This window comes from Neisseria lisongii (genome assembly GCF_028463985.1).
Classification (GTDB): domain Bacteria; phylum Pseudomonadota; class Gammaproteobacteria; order Burkholderiales; family Neisseriaceae; genus Neisseria; species Neisseria lisongii.
In genome coordinates, this window is sequence record NZ_CP116766.1 from 1,826,440 (window position 1) to 1,849,449 (window position 23,010).

Here is a 23,010-nt window from a genome sequence, read left to right on the forward strand (position 1 = left end):
TGTTGGCGGGATTATGGTTGGTACACTAGATTTTCCATGCAAACCGGACGCATGGTTGTGGGTAGTGAGGCGCACGCATGATCCAACAAAGCCTTATATTTCGGGTTTTTCAAAAAATGTTGGGTCAAGACCCAACCTACGCCCGATTTCAAGTATGGCAACGCAAGCCTTCTTTTCCCGATTTTAGTGAAACCTTTGGTTTTAGCTACGCTGAACTCATTGCATGAGTTTTATAGAGAATTAGCCAAATTTCCAGTACATATCAAACCCAATATGCCCGTCATTCCGACGAAAGTCGGAATCCATTTCGGCGGCTTAGGTAACTGTTTTTCTTTACGGTTTCTGAATCTGATAGATGGATTCCGACTTTCGTCGGAATGACGAGTATGTTTGAAAATCGTACGGTTTATTAAGTGGATTCACTATAGTGAATTAACCAAAAAAATATTATAACCCAAGTGAATCCCCTTTCCTGCCAGCGGGACGGGGAACGGTGTGTAGCGTGCTTGCCTAAGCATGCACGTGTTCTTTAAATTCCACATGAATGCCGTCTGAAAATGAGTAAAGCGAGTTTCTGCGCAGCTAAAATCAGATTTTCAGACGGCTTCGACATAAAACTCACAGAACAGGTGCGTGCTTTGGCTCGCACCCTACAAGTGCTACAAGTGCCGGATTAAATTGTATGGATTATTCAGTTAATCCACTATATAGCTGCGCAGAAACTCGCTTTGCTCGTTTTGGCGAAACCTACGGTTTTCAGACGGCCTCGCTGCGTTGGTAATGGACAAATGTATAGCCGATACCGTTGGCGGCGGTGTGGGCTGCTCGGCTGATTTCTTTCCAGTCGGCGGAAAATTCGGGGAAAAAGGCATCGCCGTCCACAGTCAGGGCGATTTCGGTCAGGCGCAGGTCGGTTGCCAGCGGCAGGGCTTGGGCGTAGATTTCGGCGCCGCCCATGATGATGATTTCTGCTGCATTGCCGCACAGTGCCAATGCGTCATGCAGCGAGGTGCAGCATTCTGCGCCTTGCGCCCGATAGTCTGTTTGGCGGCTGATAACGATGTTGCGGCGTTCGGGCAGCGGTTTTTTCGGCAGCGATTCCCAAGTTTTGCGTCCCATAATCACGGGTTTGCCGAGGGTGTAGGCTTTGAAAAAGGCGAAATCTTCTTTGACGTACCAAGGAATGGTGTTGTCTTTGCCGATACAGCGGTCGGCGGCGTAAGCGGCGATCAGGGTGATTTTTTGCATGATTTGTCCGTTTGGTCGGGTTAGCGGGTCAGGCGGAAGAATACGTCTTCCAAGTCGGTGTCGGGCAGTGAGAGTTTGTGTACGGTAATGCCGGCTTGGCGCAGGCGGTTTAAGACTTCGGTCAGTTGGTCGTAATGATCGATTGCCAACAGAATATCGCCGCCGTTTTGGCGGATTTGCAGATGTGCCAACTCGGGCGGCAGGCCGTCTGAAAGTTGCAGCGATACTTGGATTTTGCTGTCGCTGTGCAGCAGGTTGTCGGTGGTGTCGAGGGCGACCAGCCGTCCCTGTTTGAGCATGGCGATGCGGTTGCACAGGTTTTGCGCTTCTTCCAGATAATGGGTGGTCAGAATGATGGTGTGGCCTTGGCGGTTGAGGCTCTGGATAAATTGCCACAGGCTTTGGCGCAGCTCGACATCGACCCCGGCGGTGGGTTCGTCTAACACAATCACGGGCGGGCGGTGTACCAGCGCCTGCGCAACCATCACCCGCCGTTTCATGCCGCCGGACAGGTTGCGGGTGATGGTGTCGGCTTTGTCGTTGAGGCCGAGGCTGGCGATGATTTCGTCTATCCAGTCGTCGTTGCGGCGGATGCCGAAATAGCCCGATTGGAAACGCAGGGTTTCGCGGACGGTGAAAAAAGCGTCAAACACGAGTTCCTGCGGCACAACGCCTAATTGCCGCCGTGCGGCTTGGGCTTGGCGCACAACATCGCAGCCCATCACGCTGATGTTGCCCGAAGTCAGACGGCTTAAGCCCGACATGGCGGAAATCAGCGTGGTTTTGCCTGCGCCGTTGGGGCCGAGCAGGGCGAAAAATTCGCCTTGTCCGACCGTGAAGGAAACGTCGTTGAGGGCGGTAAAACCGCCGGAATAGGTTTTGACGGCGTGGCGGATATCGAGTGCGTGCATGGTCGGGTTTCTTGTCGGGTGGGATGGCTGGAAATGTTATAACGGCAATTTTGAGATCGTAAATATATCGAATTTCTATCACATTTTAAATTCACTGTATATTAACAGACCCGTGCATGCTCCGGCATGCACCCTACTACTACTGTCTACTGTGTTTGGTGTAGCGTGTGTGCCAGAACACGCACAGGGTCGGTGAATTTCACATTATGCCGGGTCTGACCCAGCCTGCGTCTTATTCTCTTTATTTCACTATATTTTAAGTATAGTTACTATATACCTGTATGAAGTCGGATTTCCCCGATTTTCAGACGGCATCGGCCGCTTATTGTAACGTGTCGGCAGGGGCGCTTCAAACGGAATGCCTGCGCCCCCTGTTTTTGGCCGGCATTATTTGCGTCCCGAATAGGCCGACGCTTCGCCGTTTTCCGGTTTCGGGTTGTGCAGCGCCTGATAACAGGGTTCGAGCTGGCGGGCGATCAGGCTGAGTTGTTGCCATAAAACGTGACTTTGGCGGTTGTCGGGCATTTGGTTGCCTAATGCTGACAAGTCGCTGCGCACGGCTTCATAGGCCGTCTGAAAATCGCCGACAGACTGCTGCGGCAGGTTTTTGAGCAGGCGGGTTACGGCATAGGCGCAGTGGTAGAAATCGTCGGTAAAACGGTTGCCGCAGTCTTGCGCCATCTGGTTGCGGTATGCGCCGAGGGCGGAGATGTAGCCCATCAGGGCGTAGCTGTGTTGCAGCAGGGTCAGGCCGTCTTGCAGTTGGGCGGCGAATTTTTGCGGCTCGCTGCTCATGTCGGACAGCGTGCTGCTCAGAGCGGCAACCCGTTCATGTGCCTGACGGCGGACAAAGCGGTAGCGGTAGTCGTCGCTGTTGCTGCGTTCAAGCTGGTGTAGGATTTCTTCAAGATATGCACCGTTGCCGCTGACGGCTTGGGCGGCGGTGCGGGTGAGCGTGAGGTAGCGCCAGTCCGGCCATAAAAAGGAGACCGCCGCCCATGCCAATACGGCACCGACAATGGTGTCGATAATGCGGATCGGCATGGCGCTGTACACGTCCAAGCCCGCCAGCGAGAAGCTGGTCAGCGCCTGAATGGTGATGAAAAAGGTGGAAAAACTGTATTTATACGAGCGGCTCATAAAAAAGAGGGTGGTGCAGGCAATCACAATCCACAGCTTGGTTTCTACCGACGGCGTGAAATACGGTACTAACGAGCCGACCACCACGCCCAACACCGTTCCCGCAATCCGCTGGTACACACGGCTTTTGGTAGCAGAATAGTTGGGTTGGCAGACAAACAGCGCCGTGAGCAGAATCCAGTAGCCCAAGTTGAGGTGCAACACTTCCACAATAATACACGCCGTTGCCACCACCACCGACAGGCGCACGGCATGGCGGAACACCGAAGATTCAAAATTAAGCTGGCTGCGTACCGCCCGCCACATATTTTTCAGGCCGCCGTGTTCCACCGCCGCAATCCGCACCTCGCCCTCGCCGTCCTGCTGCGCCTGCTTGTCGCTGCTTTCCAAATGGCGGAACTGGTAATCGATGCTACCCAGATTGTTGAGCAACTGTTCGAGATGGTGGACTTCCGGCTGTCCCCGATGGCGGGCGGCATATACCGCCAGCGAATCCCGACAGCCCTGCATGGCACGTCCCAAACGCTTGCTGTAACGATACGCCTTGCCGCCGCCCAGACTTTCCGCCACATTGCGGCACGCCTGTCCCTGCATTTCCATCAGGCGGTGGATGCGGAAAATCAAATCCGTATTTTTCAGCTTGTCCGCCAGTTCCCGATAATCGACATGGGCAGAACTGATACGCTCGTGAATATCCTGCACCGTAAAATAATAACGCAGCATACGCGCCGTGCGCGGGTGGCGGTGTTTGCCCCGCAAACGGTAAAACAGGGCGGCACGGCACTGGTTGAATGCCGCAATCACACCGGTATTACTCATCGCCAGATCAATCTGGCGGTTGTCCAGCCACTGCGCCTCGTCGGGGTCGAAAAAATCCGCCTTGGCATCAAAATAATCGCCCATCGCCGAATACGCCTTGGCCACACTTTCCTGCACCGGACGGTGCGGCAGCAGAATATGGAACAACAGCGTACAGGCACTATATAGCAGCGCCCCCAGCAGAATCATCACCGGATTGGTAAGCCAGAAATGTTCCGGCGTATAAGTGAGCGTCGTATAAGTTGCCACCGCCAGCGTACCGAACGCAAACGTACGGTAACGCAGCCCGACCGCCCCCAGCAGCGTGAAGAAAAACGTCATCGCCGTCATCGCTGCAATAAACAGCCAGCCGCTTCCCAGCGTACTCTGCGCCGTCAGCGAAGCAGCGGCAAACAACACCACCGTAATCACAATGTTTTTCAGACGGCCTGTGAGCCGGTTGTCCAAATCCACCAAACCGCCGGCGATAATCCCCAACACAAACGGCATCGCCAGCTTGGGCATATCGGCATACCAAACCAGCGCAGCGGCAATAAAGACACTGGTAAAAACCGGCAGAGCGGTCAGCAGCAGCGGTTTGAGAGGCGGCGTTTTCATTCGTATTCCTTCGGTTTTTTGAATATCCGTCTCGGCGGATGTTACATTACTTCGGCAACGATGCCGTTTTCTGTTGAAACCGTTATTGTACTCAGAAGCAGAACAGGCGCAACGGGATATGCCGTCTGAAAATGAATGTGGCAAGTTTCATCCTACCCGATTTTTTTCGCAGAAACCCGCTCTGCTCAATTTTCAGACGGCCTGTGTTTTTCACGGCCGATACTGTACGTCAAAGCGGCGCAAACCAAACGGCAGAGGCCGTCTGAAAAACCGGATTGTTTAATATAATGATTGGTGAGCAACAAGTTGCGACACCTACAAACTGTTTCTCGTCCCGCTGGCGGGAAGGGGCTAGGGGAAGGGTATAGTGGATTAACTGAATAATCCATACCATTTAATCCGGCACTTGTAGGGTGCGGGCCAAAGCACGCACCTGTTCTGTGCATTTTATGTCGAAGCCGTCTGAAAATCTGATTTTAGCTGCGCAGAAACTCGCTTTGCTCGTTTTGGCGAAACCTACGGTTTTAGCTGCGCAGAAACTCGTTACCCTCGTTTTCAGACGGCATTGATGTGGAATTTAAAGAACACGTGCCTGCTTAGGCAAGCACGCTACACACCGTTCCCCGTCCCGCTGGCGGGATGGGTGGTTCACTGCACTGTCATAGTTTTCCGCTTATTTTCCCGCCGTCGGTGCTGCAATCACACCCTGTCGGACCAGCAGATTCTGCGCCTGTTCCATCGTCTGCATACCGTGTGCCTGACCCGTCTGCATGGCGCTGTAAAGTTGGGCGGTTTTATGTTCCCGAATCAGATGGCGTACGGCAGGCGTGGCAGTAAGGATTTCGTGGGCGGCAATGCGGCGGCCTTGGCGGGTGGGAAGCAGGGTTTGCGCCACCACCGCCTGCAGCGATTCGGCCAGCATGGTGCGTACGGCTTCCTTTTCACCGGCGGGAAACACATCGATAATGCGGTCCACCGCTTTGGCGGCGCTTCCGGTGTGTAGCGTCGAGAAGACCAAATGGCCGGTTTCGGCAGCAGTCAGCGCCAGCCGGATGGTTTCGGCATCACGCATTTCGCCGATTAAAATCACATCGGGGTCTTCCCGCAGCGCCGAACGCAGGGCGTGGTGGAAACTTTGGGTGTGGCGGTGCAGCTCCCGCTGGTTGATTAACGACTGTTTGCTGCGGTGGACAAACTCAATGGGGTCTTCAATGGTCAGAATATGCGCCGGACGGTGGGTGTTGATATGGTCGATCAGCGCCGCCAGTGTGGTAGATTTGCCCGAACCGGTCGGGCCGGTCAGCAACACCAAACCATCGGGATAATCAGCGGCGTGCCGCAGAGCGGCAGGGGCATTGATTTCGTCCAATGAGGGAATTTTATCGGGAATATGGCGGAACACGGCGGCAGGTCCGCGGGCGGCAGTAAACGCATTAACTCGGAAACGCCCGCAGTCGGGCAGCTCAAGCGCAAAATCGGTTTCCAAATGCAGTCGGTAATCCCGCTGCTGCACCTCATCCATCACCGAATCCAGCAGGCGTGCCACCGTTTCCGCCGACAGTTCCGGATAATTCAAGCGGCAGAGCTTGCCCTGAATGCGCACCATCGGCGGCATGGCAGCGCTCAAATGCAGATCGGATGCCTGTTTTTCAACGCACAAAGCCAGCAGTTCGCTCATCTCAACCATATATTTCTCCTTTTTTGTTTTTCGTTTTCGGTTTTGCTATATTATTAAAGAATGTGAAAAATATAAAGGAACGGGCTATGTCTTTGGCAGACAGTTACCGACACGTTGCAGCGGAAGTGGCGCAGGCGGTATATTTACAGGGATATTTGTGCTAGGCGCAGAACGTACGTTAGTTCCACGAAGTGAAGTAGAAAACTCACAAAAATTGACCGCTCTGCTGTGAGCGGTCGTTATTGTATTATTGTGCTAATGCTCTTTTTAGTTCACTAACAGCCTTTTTCCCCTGTTCTTCGGAAACTTGTTCTAAATTTGCACCACCAATAAAAACGCCCAATTTAATATATTGACGAATGAAGTAGTTTTTACCTGATTCTGTATTGATATTCAGATCATTATTACTAAATTCGGACTCGGTAGAAATTTTATGCGGCCCTGCTTTTACTTGTTTATAAAAATAAACTTTAGGTGCAGACTCACCGATAAAATGATCATCAATATACAAGTTTTTCTTCAATGCCGAGCCAAAAATAGAATCACGATAAATATAAATCCCGGACATTTTGTTCTTAGGCTGTTCAAATTTTTTTGCGGCCGCATCATTTTCCAAGCTATCCATTGTTGTGCTGACACAACCAGTTAAAAACAATGGAACAGCCATAAACAATACTGCAAATAATTTTTTCATCTTTCAATCCTTAAAATAAGGATTATTGGACATTTGGGAGAAAATCATTCCAAATGTCCAATAATCCTAAAATAATGACCTGTACAAAATAGTCTTCTATTAATTAGAAGTTATAACGTAAACCTACTTTCCCGCCAAATTGTCCCAAATCTGAAGCCAGTCGGTTATATTCCAGCCCTAAGTTTAAACCTAGGGTATCCGTTAATTTCATTTGAGTACCGCCTAATATGCCAACACTACCGCTTGAAGAACGACCTTGAAGATCGGGGTCGCTAAGTTTGGCTTTAGTGTAACCTAAACGCAAACCGACATAAGGTGTAAAGCTGGAATGATTATGGAAATCATAAAAACCAGTAACGCCGAAAGATTGAGTTTTAATGCTCAAATCATCATTAAATTTGGCGTTACCAAAATGAGTATAATCTGCTGCTACACGAAAACGGTTAAAATCATATCCAACACTAATTTTTTGATCAAATACGGTTTTATTTGGAAAGTCTCCTGCTACTGTGGTATCAACGCGTAAATTTGATGCTCCTAAATCTCCCTGTACATAAAAGCCTTCAGCACTTGCAGTGAACGGTAATGCCGCTAATACGGCAACAACAAATAATTTTTTCATAATAATGCCCCTTTATAAAACCGGTTAAATGTGTACAATACTCAGATACCTAGGTTACTAGGTGCAGAAATTGTAAATTTGCCTAAGTCAATCTACCAGTATCAATCACGGCGTATGACACGCCGATTTCATCACTAAAATTGCTCGAATTGTGAGGATAAAATGGGATTAAAAGAAAAAATCAGAATGTTTCGAGAGTTGCATCATCTGTCACAAGAAGAAATGGCAAACCGGATGAATATGTCATTAAGCGGTTATGCTAAATTGGAGCGTGGCGAAACCAAATTGCATTATGACAAATTAGTACAAATTGCCCAGATTTTCAATATTGATGTGGTGGATTTAATTGATTCAGATAAAGGTGTTGTGTTCTTTATGAATGAAAATGGGGATAATACATCTGCAAACTATTACAGCAGCAATGAATCAATGATTGTTGAAGTGGAAAAATTAAAACTCATTCTCTCCCACAAAGACGAGCTTTTGGAACAAAAACAGAAAGAAATTGAATCATTACAAAAAATTATTCGGCTTTTAGAAAAGTAAGAGTTAAAAAAACGAAAAAATTACCTGTATCTTTCTAAAAGAGCAGGTAAAAATTTTAGCCTTAGCGTTAAGTTAAAGAATAAAAACGAGCCGATTGCGGAAAATACTGATTTGATAACCAAACCAAATCAGAAAGAAACAGGGCGGTATTGCCCGGCAGATTACTTATTTTATTGATGATACGGACAAGATAAAGGAACGGGCTATGTCTTTGGCAGACAGTTACCGACACGTTGCGGCGGAAGTGGCGCAGGCGGCGGGTGAGGCGGGCGGGGTGAAGCTGATTGCGGTCAGCAAAACCTTTCCCGCCGAGGACATTCGGGCGGTGTATGCCGCTGGTTGTCGGGATTTCGGCGAAAACTATATTCAGGAATGGTACGACAAAACCGAAACGCTGGTGGATTTGCCCGATATTGTGTGGCATGTGATTGGCGATATTCAGTCCAACAAAACCAAATTCGTTGCCGAACGGGCGCATTGGGTGCATACCGTAGGCCGTCTGAAAACCGCACAGCGGCTGAGTGCGCAGCGGCCGCCGCAGATGCCGCCGCTGCAGGTGTGTATCGAGGTGAACATTGCCGATGAAGCCGCCAAACACGGCGTAAAACCCGAAGCGGCGCTTGCCTTGGCATTGGAAGTGGCGAAATTGCCCAATCTTGAGGTGCGGGGGCTGATGTGCGTGGCGAAAGCCGACAGCAGCGATGATGAATTGCGTACGCAGTTCGGCATGATGCGGCAGTTGCTGGCGGATGTGCAGGCGGCGGGCATTGCCGCCGATGTGTTGTCGATGGGCATGTCGGGCGATATGCGGATTGCGGTCGAATGCGGCGCAACCCATGTGCGTATCGGCAGCGCCATTTTTGGCAAACGGGATTACGGTGCAGGCAAGGCCGTCTGAAAACAGCGTTTTGCTTAATCATTGGCAAAACCCGCAGTTAGCTTCGCAGAAACGCTGTTTTCAGACGGCCTGCGATTCACTCCGACAACCATCAATAGAGGAACAATCCACATGAACGTATATTTTTTGGGCGGCGGCAATATGGCGGCGGCGATTGCCGGCGGTTTGGTCAAGCAGGGCGGCTATGCCGTGCATATCGCCAATCGGGGCGAAGAAAAACGGCAGCGGCTGGCGGCAGAATTGGGCGTGGCAGTGTCGGAAAAACTTCCACCTTTGGGTGAACAAGATGTGCTGGTGTTGGCGGTCAAACCGCAGGACATGGCGGCGGCGTGCTGGGATGTGCAGCATGGCGGCGCATTGGTGCTGTCGGTGGCGGCGGGACTGAGTACCGACACCTTGAGCCATTATTTGGGTGGCACGAAACGCATTGTGCGGGTGATGCCGAACACGCCGAGCAAAGTCGGTTTGGGCGTGTCGGGGCTGTATGCCGCCGAAACTGTCGGCGAGGGCGACCGCCAAACGGCCGATACGATTATGAAAGCTGTCGGTGAAACCGTATGGCTGGCAGACGAGGCGCAAATCCACAATATTACCGGCATCAGCGGCAGCGGTCCGGCGTATGTGTTCTACCTGCTCAACGCTTTGCAGCAGGCCGCCCAAGCGCAGGGTTTCGACCAAGCCGCCGCCCGCTCGCTGAGTCTGGCAACGTTTCAAGGCGCAGTGGCACTGGCGGCGCAAAGCGGCGAAGATTTTGCCCTGTTGCAGCAAAACGTAACGTCCAAAGGCGGCACGACCCACGAAGCGATTCAAACCTTTGAAGCCCGCAACGTCGCCGCCGCCATCGGCGAAGGTGTCGCCGCCTGCGTGGCACGTTCGCAGGAAATGAGCAAACAGTTTGAGGCCGTCTGAAAATGCAGCCATTCTTCTATTTATTGGCGGACGTGTTCGCCATTTTGTGTCTGGGACGCTGTCTGCTGCACAAAATCCGTGCCGGACAATATCCGTTGGCGCAATTTTGCAAACGGTTTACCGAACGGCCGCTGCGCCTGTTGCGCCGCCACGAACCCGCCGCCGGCCGTTGGGACGTTGCCTGTGTCGCCGCCGCATTTCTGTCCTATTATTTCATCTTCATCGCCAATGTCCTGATCGGCTGCTATCAAGGCTGGGCTTGGAACAGCATTTGGTTGGGTGCAGGCCTCGTTTTCTCCCTGTTGAACATCATCAAAGCCGCCATTTACGTTTTACTGATCGGTTTGGTGATCCGCATGGTGGCGAGTATCCGCAATCCATACGATCCACTGGTCGCCGCCCTGCATAAAATCTATCAGCCGCTGCTCAAACCCTTCGCCTTTATGCGGGTCGGCCGCTACGACTTTTCCGCCACACCGCTGGTGTTGGCCCTATGGCTGCTGCTCAACAGCGTTTTGCCGCAACTGTTCGGCCGTTTGGGGCTGTGGCTGCTGCAATAACCCGCCGTCGTCTTTCTTGACCGGTGTCAGCCGCAAATGAAAAAAATTGAAAATCAGCAGATAAACCTTAGAGCCGCAAAAAAATCATGTTATTATGCGCCATTTCGTAACCCCGCCCGAGCGAAAAACCGCCGCAGGTTACGGAAAACCAAGCAACTTTGTATATTTCAATATAAAACAGAATGAAAGAAATCATCATGGCAAAGCTGACAGAACAAGACATTTTGAACTGGAACGGCCCGGAAGACGACTACATGAACAGCGATCAATTAGCCTTCTTCCGAGAACTGCTGGTCAAAATGCAGGAGGAATTGATTGAGAACGCCAACGTGACCACCGGACACCTGCAGGAACACGAATCCGCCCCCGATCCCGCCGATCGTGCCACACAGGAAGAAGAATACGCCTTAGAACTGCGCACCCGCGATCGCGAACGCAAACTGCTCAGCAAAGTACAAGCGACCATCCGCCGCATTGACGAAGGCGACTACGGCTTCTGCGCCGACACCGGCGAACCCATCGGCCTCAAACGCCTGCTCGCCCGCCCGACCGCCACCCTGTCGGTAGAAGCCCAAGAGCGTCGGGAGCAAATGAAAAAACAGTTTGCCGACTGATTGCGGATTCACTGTTCAAATAAAAATATACCAAGGCCGTCTGAAAAACCCGATTTTCAGACGGCCTAAGTTTTACTGTTTGATTTAGAGCAGAGGGGAATTTCGTTTTTCAGAAAAAACTTCAAAAATCTTCAAACAAAATTTCCTTTAGGAATAGTGATTTGCTAATTTTGTCTGCGAAAAGTCGAATTTCAGTGTTGACTGGTTTGGGGATGAGGGGTATAGTTCGGTTCTTCGCTGCTTCGGCGGTGAAGAAAAAGACGAACAGAAGATTATAGCAGTTGGCTGGATTGATTGAAAGAGATTTCGATGAAAAAAGTTGACAGCGAAGAAAAATAGTCTGATAATTCGTTTTCGCTCTTTAACAGACAGATTACCGATAAGTGTGAGTGCATAAAGCCTCACACTGTTGAAAAGACAGACAAGACAAATGTTTTAACATTGACTTGTCAGTTTCTTTGAAGCAGACCAGAAGTTAAAAAAGTTAGAGATTAAACATAAGAGTTTGATCCTGGCTCAGATTGAACGCTGGCGGCATGCTTTACACATGCAAGTCGGACGGCAGCACAGAGAAGCTTGCTTCTTGGGTGGCGAGTGGCGAACGGGTGAGTAACATATTGGAACGTACCGAGTAATGGGGGATAACTAATCGAAAGATTAGCTAATACCGCATACGCTCTGAGGAGGAAAGCAGGGGACCTTCGGGCCTTGCGTTATTCGAGCGGCCAATATCTGATTAGCTAGTTGGTGGGGTAAAGGCCTACCAAGGCGACGATCAGTAGCGGGTCTGAGAGGATGATCCGCCACACTGGGACTGAGACACGGCCCAGACTCCTACGGGAGGCAGCAGTGGGGAATTTTGGACAATGGGCGCAAGCCTGATCCAGCCATGCCGCGTGTATGAAGAAGGCCTTCGGGTTGTAAAGTACTTTTGTCAGGGAAGAAAGGGCAGTTGCTAATATCGACTGCATATGACGGTACCTGAAGAATAAGCACCGGCTAACTACGTGCCAGCAGCCGCGGTAATACGTAGGGTGCGAGCGTTAATCGGAATTACTGGGCGTAAAGCGAGCGCAGACGGTTAGTTAAGCAAGATGTGAAATCCCCGGGCTCAACCTGGGAACTGCGTTTTGAACTGGCTGACTAGAGTGTGTCAGAGGGGGGTAGAATTCCACGTGTAGCAGTGAAATGCGTAGAGATGTGGAGGAATACCGATGGCGAAGGCAGCCCCCTGGGATAACACTGACGTTCATGCTCGAAAGCGTGGGTAGCAAACAGGATTAGATACCCTGGTAGTCCACGCCCTAAACGATGTCAATTAGCTGTTGGGCAACTTGATTGCTTAGTAGCGTAGCTAACGCGTGAAATTGACCGCCTGGGGAGTACGGTCGCAAGATTAAAACTCAAAGGAATTGACGGGGACCCGCACAAGCGGTGGATGATGTGGATTAATTCGATGCAACGCGAAGAACCTTACCTGGTCTTGACATGTACGGAATCCTCCAGAGACGGAGGAGTGCCTTCGGGAGCCGTAACACAGGTGCTGCATGGCTGTCGTCAGCTCGTGTCGTGAGATGTTGGGTTAAGTCCCGCAACGAGCGCAACCCTTGTCATTAGTTGCCATCATTAAGTTGGGCACTCTAATGAGACTGCCGGTGACAAGCCGGAGGAAGGTGGGGATGACGTCAAGTCCTCATGGCCCTTATGACCAGGGCTTCACACGTCATACAATGGTCGGTACAGAGGGTAGCCAAGCCGCGAGGTGGAGCCAATCTCACAAAACCGATCGTAGTCCGGATTGCACTCTGCAACTCGAGTGCATGAAGTCGGAATCGCTAGTAATCGCAGGTCAGCATACTGCGGTGAATACGTTCCCGGGTCTTGTACACACCGCCCGTCACACCATGGGAGTGGGGGATACCAGAAGTAGGTAGGCTAACCGCAAGGAGGCCGCTTACCACGGTATGCTTCATGACTGGGGTGAAGTCGTAACAAGGTAGCCGTAGGGGAACCTGCGGCTGGATCACCTCCTTTCTAGAGAAGAAGAGGCTTTAAGCACTCACACTTATCGGTAAACTGTAGATAGAGATGCGGATAACACTTGAGTGAAGGCTTAAGAGTTAAATCTGGGTTTGTAGCTCAGCTGGTTAGAGCACACGCTTGATAAGCGTGGGGTCGGAGGTTCAAGTCCTCCCAGACCCACCAAGAATGGGGGCATAGCTCAGTTGGTAGAGCACCTGCTTTGCAAGCAGGGGGTCATCGGTTCGATCCCGTTTGCCTCCACCAACTTCACAAATCAAAGCAAGTTGGGAAACAGAATCCTATTGACAAAAGATAGGAAGCTGATAGAATGCCCAGCTCATTTTGATTTGCGGAGTAATAGCAATATCAAACGCATCGATCTTTAACAAATTGGAAAGCCGAAATCAACAAACAAAGACAATGTCGGTTTACTTTAACGTTTAATGTTTGCAAACACTAAACGTTACCAAGAAGTAAACCACAGTATTTGGGTGATGATTGTATCGAGTTGCTCCTGAAACACAAAAGGCAGGAGCAACACACAACAAAGCAGTAAGCTTTATCAAAGTAAAAACCTTAAGCCGAGTTTCCTAGTCAACGGGAGCAAAGCGAAGTCAAAGAGGTTCTTGAAATGATAGAGTCAAGTGAATAAGTGCATCAGGTGGATGCCTTGGCGATGATAGGCGACGAAGGACGTGTAAGCCTGCGAAAAGCATCGGGGAGCTGGCAATAAAGCTATGATCCGGTGATGTCCGAATGGGGAAACCCACACAGCAATGTGTATCCTTATCTGAATACATAGGATAAGAGAAGCGAACCCGGAGAACTGAACCATCTAAGTACCCGGAGGAAAAGAAATCAACCGAGATTCCGCAAGTAGTGGCGAGCGAACGCGGAGGAGCCTGTACGTAATAATTGTTGAGATAGAAGAACAAGCTGGGAAGCTTGACCATAGTGGGTGATAGTCCCGTATTCGAAATCTCATCAATGGTACTAAGCGTACGACAAGTAGGGCGGGACACGAGAAATCCTGTCTGAACATGGGGGGACCATCCTCCAAGGCTAAATACTCATCATCGACCGATAGTGAACCAGTACCGTGAGGGAAAGGCGAAAAGAACCCCGGGAGGGGAGTGAAATAGAACCTGAAACCTGATGCATACAAACAGTGGGAGCATCCTTGTGGTGTGACTGCGTACCTTTTGTATAATGGGTCAACGACTTACATTCAGTAGCGAGCTTAACCGGATAGGGGAGGCGTAGGGAAACCGAGTCTTAATAGGGCGACTAGTTGCTGGGTGTAGACCCGAAACCGAGTGATCTATCCATGGCCAGGATGAAGGTGCGGTAACACGCACTGGAGGTCCGAACCCACGCATGTTGCAAAATGCGGGGATGAGCTGTGGATAGGGGTGAAAGGCTAAACAAACTCGGAGATAGCTGGTTCTCCCCGAAAACTATTTAGGTAGTGCCTCGAGTATGAGACTGATGGGGGTAAAGCACTGTTATGGCTAGGGGGTTATTGCAACTTACCAACCCATGGCAAACTAAGAATACCATCAAGTTGCTCCTCGGGAGACAGACAGCGGGTGCTAACGTCCGTTGTCAAGAGGGAAACAACCCAGACCGCCAGCTAAGGTCCCAAATGATAGATTAAGTGGTAAACGAAGTGGGAAGGCCCAGACAGCCAGGATGTTGGCTTAGAAGCAGCCATCATTTAAAGAAAGCGTAATAGCTCACTGGTCGAGTCGTCCTGCGCGGAAGATGTAACGGGGCTCAAATCTATAACCGAAGCTGCGGATACCGTAAGGTATGGTAGGGGAGCGTTCTGTAGGCCGAAGAAGGTGCATTGTAAAGTGTGCTGGAGGTATCAGAAGTGCGAATGTTGACATGAGTAGCGATAAAGCGGGTGAAAAGCCCGCTCGCCGAAAGCCCAAGGTTTCCTACGCAACGTTCATCGGCGTAGGGTGAGTCGGCCCCTAAGGCGAGGCAGAAATGCGTAGTCGATGGGAAACAGGTTAATATTCCTGTACTTTGATTCAATGCGATGTGGGGACGGAGAAGGTTAGGTTAGCAAACTGTTGGAATAGTTTGTTTAAGCCGGTAGGTGGAAGACTTAGGCAAATCCGGGTCTTCATAACACCGAGAAGTGATGACGAGTGTCTACGGACACGAAGTAACCGATACCACGCTTCCAGGAAAAGCCACTAAGCTTCAGTTGAATCAGAACCGTACCGCAAACCGACACAGGTGGGCAGGATGAGAATTCTAAGGCGCTTGAGAGAACTCGGGAGAAGGAACTCGGCAAATTGATACCGTAACTTCGGGAGAAGGTATGCCCTTCGATGTTAAGCCCTTGCGGCGTAAGCATTGGAGGGTCGCAGAGAATAGGTGGCTGCGACTGTTTATTAAAAACACAGCACTCTGCTAACACGAAAGTGGACGTATAGGGTGTGACGCCTGCCCGGTGCTGGAAGGTTAATTGAAGATGTGAGAGCATCGGATCGAAGCCCCAGTAAACGGCGGCCGTAACTATAACGGTCCTAAGGTAGCGAAATTCCTTGTCGGGTAAGTTCCGACCCGCACGAATGGCGTAACGATGGCCACACTGTCTCCTCCCGAGACTCAGCGAAGTTGAAGTGGTTGTGAAGATGCAATCTACCCGCTGCTAGACGGAAAGACCCCGTGAACCTTTACTGTAGCTTTGCATTGGACTTTGAAGTCACTTGTGTAGGATAGGTGGGAGGCTTAGAAGCAGAGACGCCAGTCTCTGTGGAGCCGTCCTTGAAATACCACCCTGGTGTCTTTGAGGTTCTAACCCAGGTCCGTAATCCGGATCGGGGACCGTGCATGGTAGGCAGTTTGACTGGGGCGGTCTCCTCCCAAAGAGTAACGGAGGAGTTCGAAGGTTACCTAGGTCCGGTCGGAAATCGGACTGATAGTGCAATGGCAAAAGGTAGCTTAACTGCGAGACCGACAAGTCGAGCAGGTGCGAAAGCAGGACATAGTGATCCGGTGGTTCTGTATGGAAGGGCCATCGCTCAACGGATAAAAGGTACTCCGGGGATAACAGGCTGATTCCGCCCAAGAGTTCATATCGACGGCGGAGTTTGGCACCTCGATGTCGGCTCATCACATCCTGGGGCTGTAGTCGGTCCCAAGGGTATGGCTGTTCGCCATTTAAAGTGGTACGTGAGCTGGGTTTAAAACGTCGTGAGACAGTTTGGTCCCTATCTGCAGTGGGCGTTGGAAGTTTGACGGGGGCTGCTCCTAGTACGAGAGGACCGGAGTGGACGAACCTCTGGTGTACCGGTTGTGACGCCAGTCGCATCGCCGGGTAGCTAAGTTCGGAAGAGATAAGCGCTGAAAGCATCTAAGCGCGAAACTCGCCTGAAGATGAGACTTCCCTGAGGATTTAATCCTCCTAAAGAGTCGTTCGAGACCAGGACGTTGATAGGTGGGGTGTGGAAGTGCGGTAACGCATGAAGCTAACCCATACTAATTGCTCGTGAGGCTTGACTCTATCATTTGAAGAACTTCAAAGATAAAAGCTTACTGATGATTCAATCATCACCAACAGTTGATTAAACAATAAATAACTGCAGGAAACTGCATAACGGCTTAACAATTTGTACAGTTTAAGTTTGGCGGCCATAGCGAGTTGGTCCCACGCCTTCCCATCCCGAACAGGACCGTGAAACGACTCAGCGCCGATGATAGTATGGTTCTTCCATGTGAAAGTAGGTCACCGCCAAACACCCATTCCAAGCCCCTGAGGATTCCTCGGGGGCTTACTTCATTTGATAAACACTCAAAACGATACAGCAAATCCCCAAAACCCATCACCAAAACTTGAACCGCTGCAAAAAAATCCGTATCATCAAATCAAAACAACCCACCACACTTGAACCGCTGCAAAAAAATCCGTATCATCAAATCAAAACAACCCACACAAAGGAGAAAAACCATGAAAAAACTGCTTACCGCAGCCGCACTGATGCTTGCCACCGCATTTGCCGCCGCAGCCGTCAACATCAACACCGCTTCCGAAACCGAACTGACTGCCTTACCCGGCATCGGCCCGGCCAAAGCAAAAGCCATTGTAGAGTACCGCAAACTCAACGGTGCGTTCAAATCCCCCGAAGAGCTGAAAAACGTCAAAGGCATCGGGGAGGGCATCTTCTCGAAGCTGAAAGGGGAGGCCGTTACTTCCACCCCGCCTGCTAAAAAGGCCGGCCCTGCTTTGAAAAAGTAGGAAGGGTGGCGGGGTAAACGCCGCTACATAAAACCGTAATGTAAAGCCGTTCGGACTATACAGCCCGGGCGGCTTTGCGTTGCCACAAAGGGGGCCGTCTGGAAAACGATACATAGTTAAAACACCGAATTTTCTGTACAAATCGGCAAACTAATGACGGTCGGAATATATGGTGGGCAACAAGCTAAGTTGGTTCATCTGCACTTTGCTCCCCGTCCCGCTGGCGGGAAGGGGCTAGGGGAAGGGTGGCTCGTTGTCGTGTCATATTTTTGGTTGATTTACTATAGTTAGAACACCGAATTTTCCATACAAAAGCAGGCGTAGGTAGTGGTTAGCGAGGCACGAGCGTAACCCAAACAAATCTTATGTTTCAAGGTTTTTAAATTAATGTTGGGTCTCGACCCAACCTACGCACTGTTTAAAAACCGTATGAATTATTAGGTTAATTCACTATAGTAATACGCTCTTTATTCCTTAAAAAAGCCTGTGGGTTGTACTGATTAAATCAACACGCCAAAAATCTTCGCCAACAGGAATTTTTGCAGCAGACAGAAAAATAGTGCGACAAGTATTTGGGCTAATAAATTTCGGATTTCCACCAAGTCAAATTGTATTTTCTACCGAAAAATGTCAAAAAAAGAGCAGAAATACTAGGAAAAGTGTAGGTTCTCATATAGAATTGAGTACCTACACTAATTATGACGTTTTGTTTTCAGACGGCTTGGTGTGATACCGATTGCGGTAAAGCAGTATCTGCTTGTGCAGTGGTTCACGGAATTTAAACCCATTGAATAGAATAGCGTAAATATGTTGAAAAAAATTACAGTTTTAGTATCGGGGCTGTTTGTTGCCCATTTGGCTCATGCTTCCGGTTATCATTTTGGTACGCAGTCGGTAACGGCGCAGAGTACGGCCAACTCATCAGCAGCGGAAGCGGCTGACGCAACGACCATTTTCTCCAACCCTGCGGGCTTGGCCAAGCTGGACAGTGATCAGATTACGGCAAGTCTCAATCTGGTTGCGCCACATATCAGATACAGTGATGCGAAAGCAACATACCGTGATAATTCGTTCCGTACCAATGCACCGATAACGACCGACAGTAAAGGCAATGCTGCGGAAACGAGCGGCAAAATTACCAAAGATGTTGTGGCTGCACCGCATATTTACGGCGCGCACAAAATCAATGATGATGTAACCTTGGGTTTGGGCGTGTATGTACCGTTTGCTTCCTCAACCGAGTATAGCGAAAATTCGGTGCTGCGCCATCATTTGAACCAACTGGGCTTGACGACTGTTGCCGTAGAGCCGGTGGTATCATTTAAAATCAATCCTCAACACGCTGTCGGCGTGGGTGCGATTGCCCAATATTCGTCTGCAGAATTGCGTAAATATGCGGATTGGGATGCTACAGGTTCGGTAAGTGCGGTGGTTGGTCGAGATGTTACTGGGGAAGCAGACGGCCATGCAAAAGTCAAAGGCAACGATTGGGGCTTCGGTTACCAACTGGGCTGGTTGTGGGATATTAACGATCAAACCCGTGTCGGCGTAAATTACCGTTCTAAAGTTGAACATAATTTGAAAGGTACGGCGAACTGGTATGCAGACGGACCTGCAGTGGCGACAGCTAATCCTAATCCTTTATTGGGCGGAAAATCATTGTATGATGCTGTAATCGGTCAGCCGACAACCATCAATAAAGGAACTCCGCTTGAAGGCAGAGGCTATGTCCCACATGAAAAAGCCAGCGTAAAAATCGTTACGCCTGAGTCTTTGTCGGTACACGGAATGTATAAAGCTACCGACAAGCTGAATCTGTTCGGCGATGTAACTTGGACACGCCACAGCCGCTTTAACCGTGCAGAGTTGGTGTTTGAAAATGAAAAAAATATTGGTAGTGGAAAAAAATCCGACCGTACCATTATTACCCCAAACTGGCGCAATACTTATAAAGTAGCGTTCGGCGGTTCTTACCAATACAGCGAACCTTTGCAACTGCGTGCCGGTATTGCGTTTGACCAAAGCCCGGTGCGGGGTGCGTCAAGCCGTCTGAATACCTTGCCTGACGGCAACCGTATCTGGTACTCGATTGGTGCTAAATACCAACCGGCTAAAAATCACGTCTTCGATGTCGCATACAGCCATATCCATATCAACGACACCACCTTCTCGGCCACTGCTTCGACAGGGGACAATGTGGACAGTAAAGGTACGGGCAGTGCGAAATTCAACAATTATGCCAATATTGTCGGCCTGCAATATACCTATAAATTCTAATTGAGCACACCCAACAAGCCGTCTGAAAACCCAATTTTCAGACGGCTTGTTTGTGTCTTTTATTGACCGCCGATAGTAGTACGGCTGCTTTCGATGCCGGTACTGATTTGGCCGTACAGCTCCGAATGGCTTTTTCCTGAGAAACCGCCGCTGCAGGCGGCAAGCAGGGTGGTCAGTAGGATTAGGGTAATGTATTTCATTATTGAACCTTTATCGTGAATTCACTTTAAAACCTTTTAAAGCGAACCCGCTATAGTGAATGAACCGAAAAGATAGGATACCGCAAACCACCTTTCCCGATTTTAGCAAAACCTACGGTGGTTAGCTGCGCAGAAACTCGCTTTGCTCGTTTTCAGACGGCATTCATGTGGAATGTAAAGAACACGTACATACTCTGGCAAGCACGCTACACACCGTTTCCCGTCCCGTTGGCGGGAAGGGTGGTTCACTTGGGTTGTAATATTTTTTGGTTAATTAACCATAGCTTACCCAAAAGATATGGGATTTGAAATGGGGCGGCAGGTTAAGTTTTTCAAAATATTATAGTGAAATAACCTCAAAGCACTACAGCGTTGGCTTCGCTCGGCTCAAAGAGGACGGTTTTATAACCGGATGAAACGACCATCCAGATAAAACCTGTCCCGTATTACTCATACTGTCTGCGGCTTGCCGCCTTGTATTGCTTTGAGGTTATTTCACTATAGTAAATCAACCAAAAAAATATGACACCACAGCGAGCCACCCTTCCCCTAACCCCTTCCCGCCAGCGGGACGGGGAACAAAGTGCAGGTGAACCAACTTAGCTTGCCGATTTGTACAGAAAATTCGGTGTTTTAACTATATATTTCCAGCCTGCAAGGTGTTTTGGAAGAGGTGTTTGCTGGTTAGATGATTGTAAGCCGGATAAAGAAGCCGTCTGAAAACCCGATTTTCAGACGGCTTCGCCATGTTTTTCAGCAATCAGGACGCTTTGGGGTCGCTGCGGAAATGGTAGGCGCTGATTTCAAAGCCGTTTTTGAAATACAGGCGGTGGGCATCGGCACGGTCTTGATGGACGTGGACGTTGAGATGAATTTTGCTGGCACCGGTTTCGGCGGCGATTTTGCGCACTTCCGCCAACAAGCGGGAGGCGTAGCCTTTCAGACGGCTTTGCGGCATGGTTACGATGTCGTCGATGTGGATATGGTGGCCGCTGGCGAGGTTGTAGGTTTCGTGGAAACCGCACACGGCGACGGCGTTGTGTTTGCCTTCTTCAAAAATGCCGAGCAGGCGGTAGCCGGCGGGGCGTTGGCGGGTGTTGATTTGTTCGACAAAGCGGTTGATGTCGGTGAGTGAAGAACGCAGGATGCTCAGGGCGGCGAAGGCGGTGGCGGTTTCTTCGGGCAGGATTTCGCGCAATACGCCGGCGGCGGCCGGTGCAGCAGCCGGTGTTTGTTCGGCGGCGTGTTTGTCTTCAATGGCTTTTGCCAGCGGCACTTGCTCGTCTTCGATTTCGGCTTGGTTGCTGCGTTCTTCGAGCAGGGCTTTGCAGTCGATGACCCGCAAATCGTTGTCGGCGGCGAAGTCCATCAGGAAGCGGAACATCGGCGGATTGACGGTTTCCAGTTCTTTATCCACGGCGACGCAGCGGACTTTATCGACCAAAATCGGGCGCACCCATTTGGAGTAGGACAGGCGGTTGCCTTTGTCGAACGAGGACAAAATGCCGCACAACCGTTCGGCCCAGTCGCTCGGGCGGAATACTTTGCCGGCTGAAGTGGTGCCGTGAATAACGACTTCGTAGGGATTGCAGACTAGCATGGGTGTTCCTGAACATAAGGATATATCAGGCTTATTATACCTGATAGTGAATTCACTTTAAAATAATATAGTACGGCGCTGGCGGGTCTTGCGGTATTTTTCATACGGTCTTCGGCGGCGGATGAGGCGGGCGGTAAAATTTTTCTGCGGCGGTGGCGGTTTTAGCTTCGCAGAAACTCGCTGCGCTCGTTTTCAGACGGCCTGATGGGTTTGAAAATTGATTTTATCCGTTCTGAAAACATGCGATAATCGGGGGGATTAAAAACCGCTGCGTCTGCGGCGGTGATGAATGTTGATTTGGGGTGAACGAAACGATTCGCCGAAATGTCGGGTTGCCCTGCTGCGCCGGTTTGCGGGTGCGGAAAACACGGGTTTCGGCTTCTGCACCAAGCTGTCTGCGCCCGATTTTCAGTTTCCGCCGCTGTCGGCAGCGTGGTCGTTTTGATGTCGTTCCGCCTGTGATGAGGGCGGTTTTTTTATGGGAGAACAAACGTATGGCCAATCTGCTTTACCGCCAAAATGTGATTTCGGTGTCGGATTTGACGACCGAACAGTTGGAATTGCTGCTCGATACGGCATTGAAACTGAAAGCCTCGCCGCGCGATGATTTGCTGGCGGGAAAATTAATCGGTTCGTGTTTTTTCGAGCCGTCCACCCGCACGCGGCTGTCGTTTGAAACGGCGGTGCAGCGTTTGGGCGGCAAGGTGATCGGTTTTTCAGACGGCGCCAATACCAGTGCCAAAAAAGGCGAAACGCTGGCGGATACGGCACGGATTATTTCCAGCTACACCGATGCGATTATCCAGCGCCACCCGAAAGACGGTGCCGCCCGCATTACGGCGGAATTTTCTTCCGTGCCGGTGATTAATGCGGGCGACGGCACCAACCAGCACCCGAGCCAGACTTTGTTGGATTTGGTTACGATTTACGAAACCCAAGGCCGTCTGAATCAGCTCAAAATCGCCATGTGCGGCGATTTGAAATACGGCCGCACCGTGCATTCGCTGTGTCAGGCGCTGAAACGCTGGGGCTGCGAATTTGCCTTTGTGTCGCCGCCGAGCTTGGCCATGCCCGAATACATTACCGAAGAATTGGACGAAGCCGGTTGCCGCCATCAGGTCTTTTCTTCGCTGGAAGAAGCGGCGCAATGGGCGGATATTCTCTACATGACCCGTGTGCAGCGGGAACGCTTCGACGAGCAGGAATTTGCCAAAATCCAAGGCAAATTCAACCTGAATGCCGCCATGCTTGCCGGTGCCAAACCAAATCTGCGGGTGCTGCACCCCTTGCCGAGGGTGGACGAAATCCATCCTGATGTGGACGCTACGCCCTATGCCTACTATTTCGAGCAGGCGACCAACGGCGTTTATGCCCGCATGGCGATGCTTTCACTGGTGTTGAACGAAGAAGTGTGAGGAAC

Annotated in this window: 17 protein-coding genes, 2 tRNA genes and 3 rRNA genes; 14 read left to right on the forward strand and 8 right to left on the reverse strand. The window is 50.5% G+C overall.

All coding sequences use genetic code 11. The features are described 5' to 3' along the window. Positions 1-756: 756 nt before the first annotated feature. The 6 genes from PJU73_RS08430 to PJU73_RS08455 form a co-directional block, all read right to left on the reverse strand. On the reverse strand, positions 757-1,248 hold the full coding sequence (locus tag PJU73_RS08430) for a dihydrofolate reductase (RefSeq protein WP_237091785.1): 492 nt from the start codon (positions 1,246-1,248) through the stop codon (positions 757-759). Positions 1,249-1,268: 20 nt separating this feature from the next. Beyond that, positions 1,269-2,159 (reverse strand): ABC transporter ATP-binding protein, encoded by an 891-nt coding sequence (locus PJU73_RS08435; RefSeq protein ID WP_237091786.1) that lies wholly within the window; start codon positions 2,157-2,159, stop codon positions 1,269-1,271. 387 nt (positions 2,160-2,546) lie between these two features. After that, on the reverse strand, positions 2,547-4,715 hold the full coding sequence (gene yccS / locus PJU73_RS08440; RefSeq protein WP_237091787.1) for a YccS family putative transporter: 2,169 nt from the start codon (positions 4,713-4,715) through the stop codon (positions 2,547-2,549). A gap of 673 nt (positions 4,716-5,388) precedes the next feature. After that, the gene (locus tag PJU73_RS08445) at positions 5,389-6,402 is read right to left on the reverse strand and encodes a type IV pilus twitching motility protein PilT (protein ID WP_237091788.1); all 1,014 of its coding nucleotides are present in this window, start codon (positions 6,400-6,402) and stop codon (positions 5,389-5,391) included. Positions 6,403-6,640: 238 nt separating this feature from the next. After that, on the reverse strand, positions 6,641-7,087 hold the full coding sequence (locus PJU73_RS08450) for a DUF2846 domain-containing protein (RefSeq protein WP_237091789.1): 447 nt from the start codon (positions 7,085-7,087) through the stop codon (positions 6,641-6,643). Positions 7,088-7,190: 103 nt separating this feature from the next. Then, positions 7,191-7,709, reverse strand: coding sequence for an opacity family porin (locus PJU73_RS08455; RefSeq protein WP_237091790.1), 519 nt, complete (start codon positions 7,707-7,709; stop codon positions 7,191-7,193). A 162-nt stretch (positions 7,710-7,871) separates the two neighbouring features. Between PJU73_RS08455 and PJU73_RS08460 the strand changes: the two genes are divergently transcribed. The 12 genes from PJU73_RS08460 to PJU73_RS08515 all read left to right on the forward strand — a co-directional run bounded on the left by PJU73_RS08460 (position 7,872) and on the right by PJU73_RS08515 (position 19,790). Beyond that, a complete protein-coding gene (locus PJU73_RS08460) occupies positions 7,872-8,255 on the forward strand; it encodes a helix-turn-helix domain-containing protein (protein WP_237091791.1) in 384 nt (127 codons plus the stop codon). 205 nt (positions 8,256-8,460) lie between these two features. Then, positions 8,461-9,153 carry a YggS family pyridoxal phosphate-dependent enzyme gene (locus PJU73_RS08465; RefSeq protein WP_237091792.1) on the forward strand — a complete coding sequence of 231 codons (693 nt, stop codon included), beginning with the start codon at positions 8,461-8,463 and terminating at the stop codon, positions 9,151-9,153. 111 nt (positions 9,154-9,264) lie between these two features. After that, positions 9,265-10,062, forward strand: coding sequence for a pyrroline-5-carboxylate reductase (gene proC / locus PJU73_RS08470; RefSeq protein ID WP_237091793.1), 798 nt, complete (start codon positions 9,265-9,267; stop codon positions 10,060-10,062). 2 nt (positions 10,063-10,064) lie between these two features. Then, positions 10,065-10,622: a YggT family protein gene (locus PJU73_RS08475; RefSeq protein WP_237091794.1), complete on the forward strand. Its 558-nt coding sequence runs from the start codon at positions 10,065-10,067 to the stop codon at positions 10,620-10,622. Positions 10,623-10,819: 197 nt separating this feature from the next. Further along, positions 10,820-11,236 carry an RNA polymerase-binding protein DksA gene (dksA, locus tag PJU73_RS08480; RefSeq protein WP_237091795.1) on the forward strand — a complete coding sequence of 139 codons (417 nt, stop codon included), beginning with the start codon at positions 10,820-10,822 and terminating at the stop codon, positions 11,234-11,236. A 493-nt stretch (positions 11,237-11,729) separates the two neighbouring features. After that, positions 11,730-13,270 (forward strand): 16S ribosomal RNA (locus PJU73_RS08485). A 94-nt stretch (positions 13,271-13,364) separates the two neighbouring features. Further along, positions 13,365-13,441: transfer RNA gene (locus PJU73_RS08490), tRNA-Ile, on the forward strand. 5 nt (positions 13,442-13,446) lie between these two features. Next, positions 13,447-13,522: transfer RNA gene (locus PJU73_RS08495), tRNA-Ala, on the forward strand. Positions 13,523-13,896: 374 nt separating this feature from the next. After that, positions 13,897-16,781: ribosomal RNA gene (locus tag PJU73_RS08500) — 23S ribosomal RNA — on the forward strand. Between the two features lie 120 nt (positions 16,782-16,901). Next, positions 16,902-17,015 (forward strand): 5S ribosomal RNA (gene rrf / locus PJU73_RS08505). The 16S, 23S and 5S rRNA genes sit together here with 2 tRNA genes alongside, the layout of an rRNA operon. 210 nt (positions 17,016-17,225) lie before the next feature. Next, positions 17,226-17,513, forward strand: coding sequence for a ComEA family DNA-binding protein (locus PJU73_RS08510; RefSeq protein ID WP_237091492.1), 288 nt, complete (start codon positions 17,226-17,228; stop codon positions 17,511-17,513). A gap of 807 nt (positions 17,514-18,320) precedes the next feature. Then, positions 18,321-19,790 carry an OmpP1/FadL family transporter gene (locus PJU73_RS08515; protein ID WP_237091882.1) on the forward strand — a complete coding sequence of 490 codons (1,470 nt, stop codon included), beginning with the start codon at positions 18,321-18,323 and terminating at the stop codon, positions 19,788-19,790. Between the two features lie 59 nt (positions 19,791-19,849). Here the strand turns inward: PJU73_RS08515 and PJU73_RS08520 are convergent, their stop codons facing one another. Both PJU73_RS08520 and PJU73_RS08525 read right to left on the reverse strand, forming a co-directional pair. After that, on the reverse strand, positions 19,850-19,990 hold the full coding sequence (locus PJU73_RS08520; protein WP_237091883.1) for a hypothetical protein: 141 nt from the start codon (positions 19,988-19,990) through the stop codon (positions 19,850-19,852). Positions 19,991-20,750: 760 nt separating this feature from the next. Beyond that, positions 20,751-21,590 (reverse strand): GNAT family N-acetyltransferase, encoded by an 840-nt coding sequence (locus tag PJU73_RS08525; RefSeq protein ID WP_237091884.1) that lies wholly within the window; start codon positions 21,588-21,590, stop codon positions 20,751-20,753. Between the two features lie 289 nt (positions 21,591-21,879). On the opposite strand from PJU73_RS08525, the gene PJU73_RS08530 reads away from it, so the two are divergent. After that, positions 21,880-22,035, forward strand: coding sequence for a hypothetical protein (locus PJU73_RS08530; protein ID WP_237091885.1), 156 nt, complete (start codon positions 21,880-21,882; stop codon positions 22,033-22,035). A 49-nt stretch (positions 22,036-22,084) separates the two neighbouring features. After that, on the forward strand, positions 22,085-23,005 hold the full coding sequence (gene pyrB / locus PJU73_RS08535; protein ID WP_237091886.1) for an aspartate carbamoyltransferase: 921 nt from the start codon (positions 22,085-22,087) through the stop codon (positions 23,003-23,005). The last annotated feature ends 5 nt before the right edge of the window (positions 23,006-23,010 follow it).

Coding starts and splice junctions, on each gene's coding strand:
- PJU73_RS08430 (WP_237091785.1), bottom strand. CDS start 1,248: ATGCAAAAAATCACCCTGATCGCCGCTTACGCCGCCGACCGCTGTATC.
- PJU73_RS08435 (WP_237091786.1), bottom strand. CDS start 2,159: ATGCACGCACTCGATATCCGCCACGCCGTCAAAACCTATTCCGGCGGT.
- yccS (WP_237091787.1), bottom strand. CDS start 4,715: ATGAAAACGCCGCCTCTCAAACCGCTGCTGCTGACCGCTCTGCCGGTT.
- PJU73_RS08445 (WP_237091788.1), bottom strand. CDS start 6,402: ATGGTTGAGATGAGCGAACTGCTGGCTTTGTGCGTTGAAAAACAGGCA.
- PJU73_RS08450 (WP_237091789.1), bottom strand. CDS start 7,087: ATGAAAAAATTATTTGCAGTATTGTTTATGGCTGTTCCATTGTTTTTA.
- PJU73_RS08455 (WP_237091790.1), bottom strand. CDS start 7,709: ATGAAAAAATTATTTGTTGTTGCCGTATTAGCGGCATTACCGTTCACT.
- PJU73_RS08460 (WP_237091791.1), top strand. CDS start 7,872: ATGGGATTAAAAGAAAAAATCAGAATGTTTCGAGAGTTGCATCATCTG.
- PJU73_RS08465 (WP_237091792.1), top strand. CDS start 8,461: ATGTCTTTGGCAGACAGTTACCGACACGTTGCGGCGGAAGTGGCGCAG.
- proC (WP_237091793.1), top strand. CDS start 9,265: ATGAACGTATATTTTTTGGGCGGCGGCAATATGGCGGCGGCGATTGCC.
- PJU73_RS08475 (WP_237091794.1), top strand. CDS start 10,065: ATGCAGCCATTCTTCTATTTATTGGCGGACGTGTTCGCCATTTTGTGT.
- dksA (WP_237091795.1), top strand. CDS start 10,820: ATGGCAAAGCTGACAGAACAAGACATTTTGAACTGGAACGGCCCGGAA.
- PJU73_RS08510 (WP_237091492.1), top strand. CDS start 17,226: ATGAAAAAACTGCTTACCGCAGCCGCACTGATGCTTGCCACCGCATTT.
- PJU73_RS08515 (WP_237091882.1), top strand. CDS start 18,321: ATGTTGAAAAAAATTACAGTTTTAGTATCGGGGCTGTTTGTTGCCCAT.
- PJU73_RS08520 (WP_237091883.1), bottom strand. CDS start 19,990: ATGAAATACATTACCCTAATCCTACTGACCACCCTGCTTGCCGCCTGC.
- PJU73_RS08525 (WP_237091884.1), bottom strand. CDS start 21,590: ATGCTAGTCTGCAATCCCTACGAAGTCGTTATTCACGGCACCACTTCA.
- PJU73_RS08530 (WP_237091885.1), top strand. CDS start 21,880: ATGTTGATTTGGGGTGAACGAAACGATTCGCCGAAATGTCGGGTTGCC.
- pyrB (WP_237091886.1), top strand. CDS start 22,085: ATGGCCAATCTGCTTTACCGCCAAAATGTGATTTCGGTGTCGGATTTG.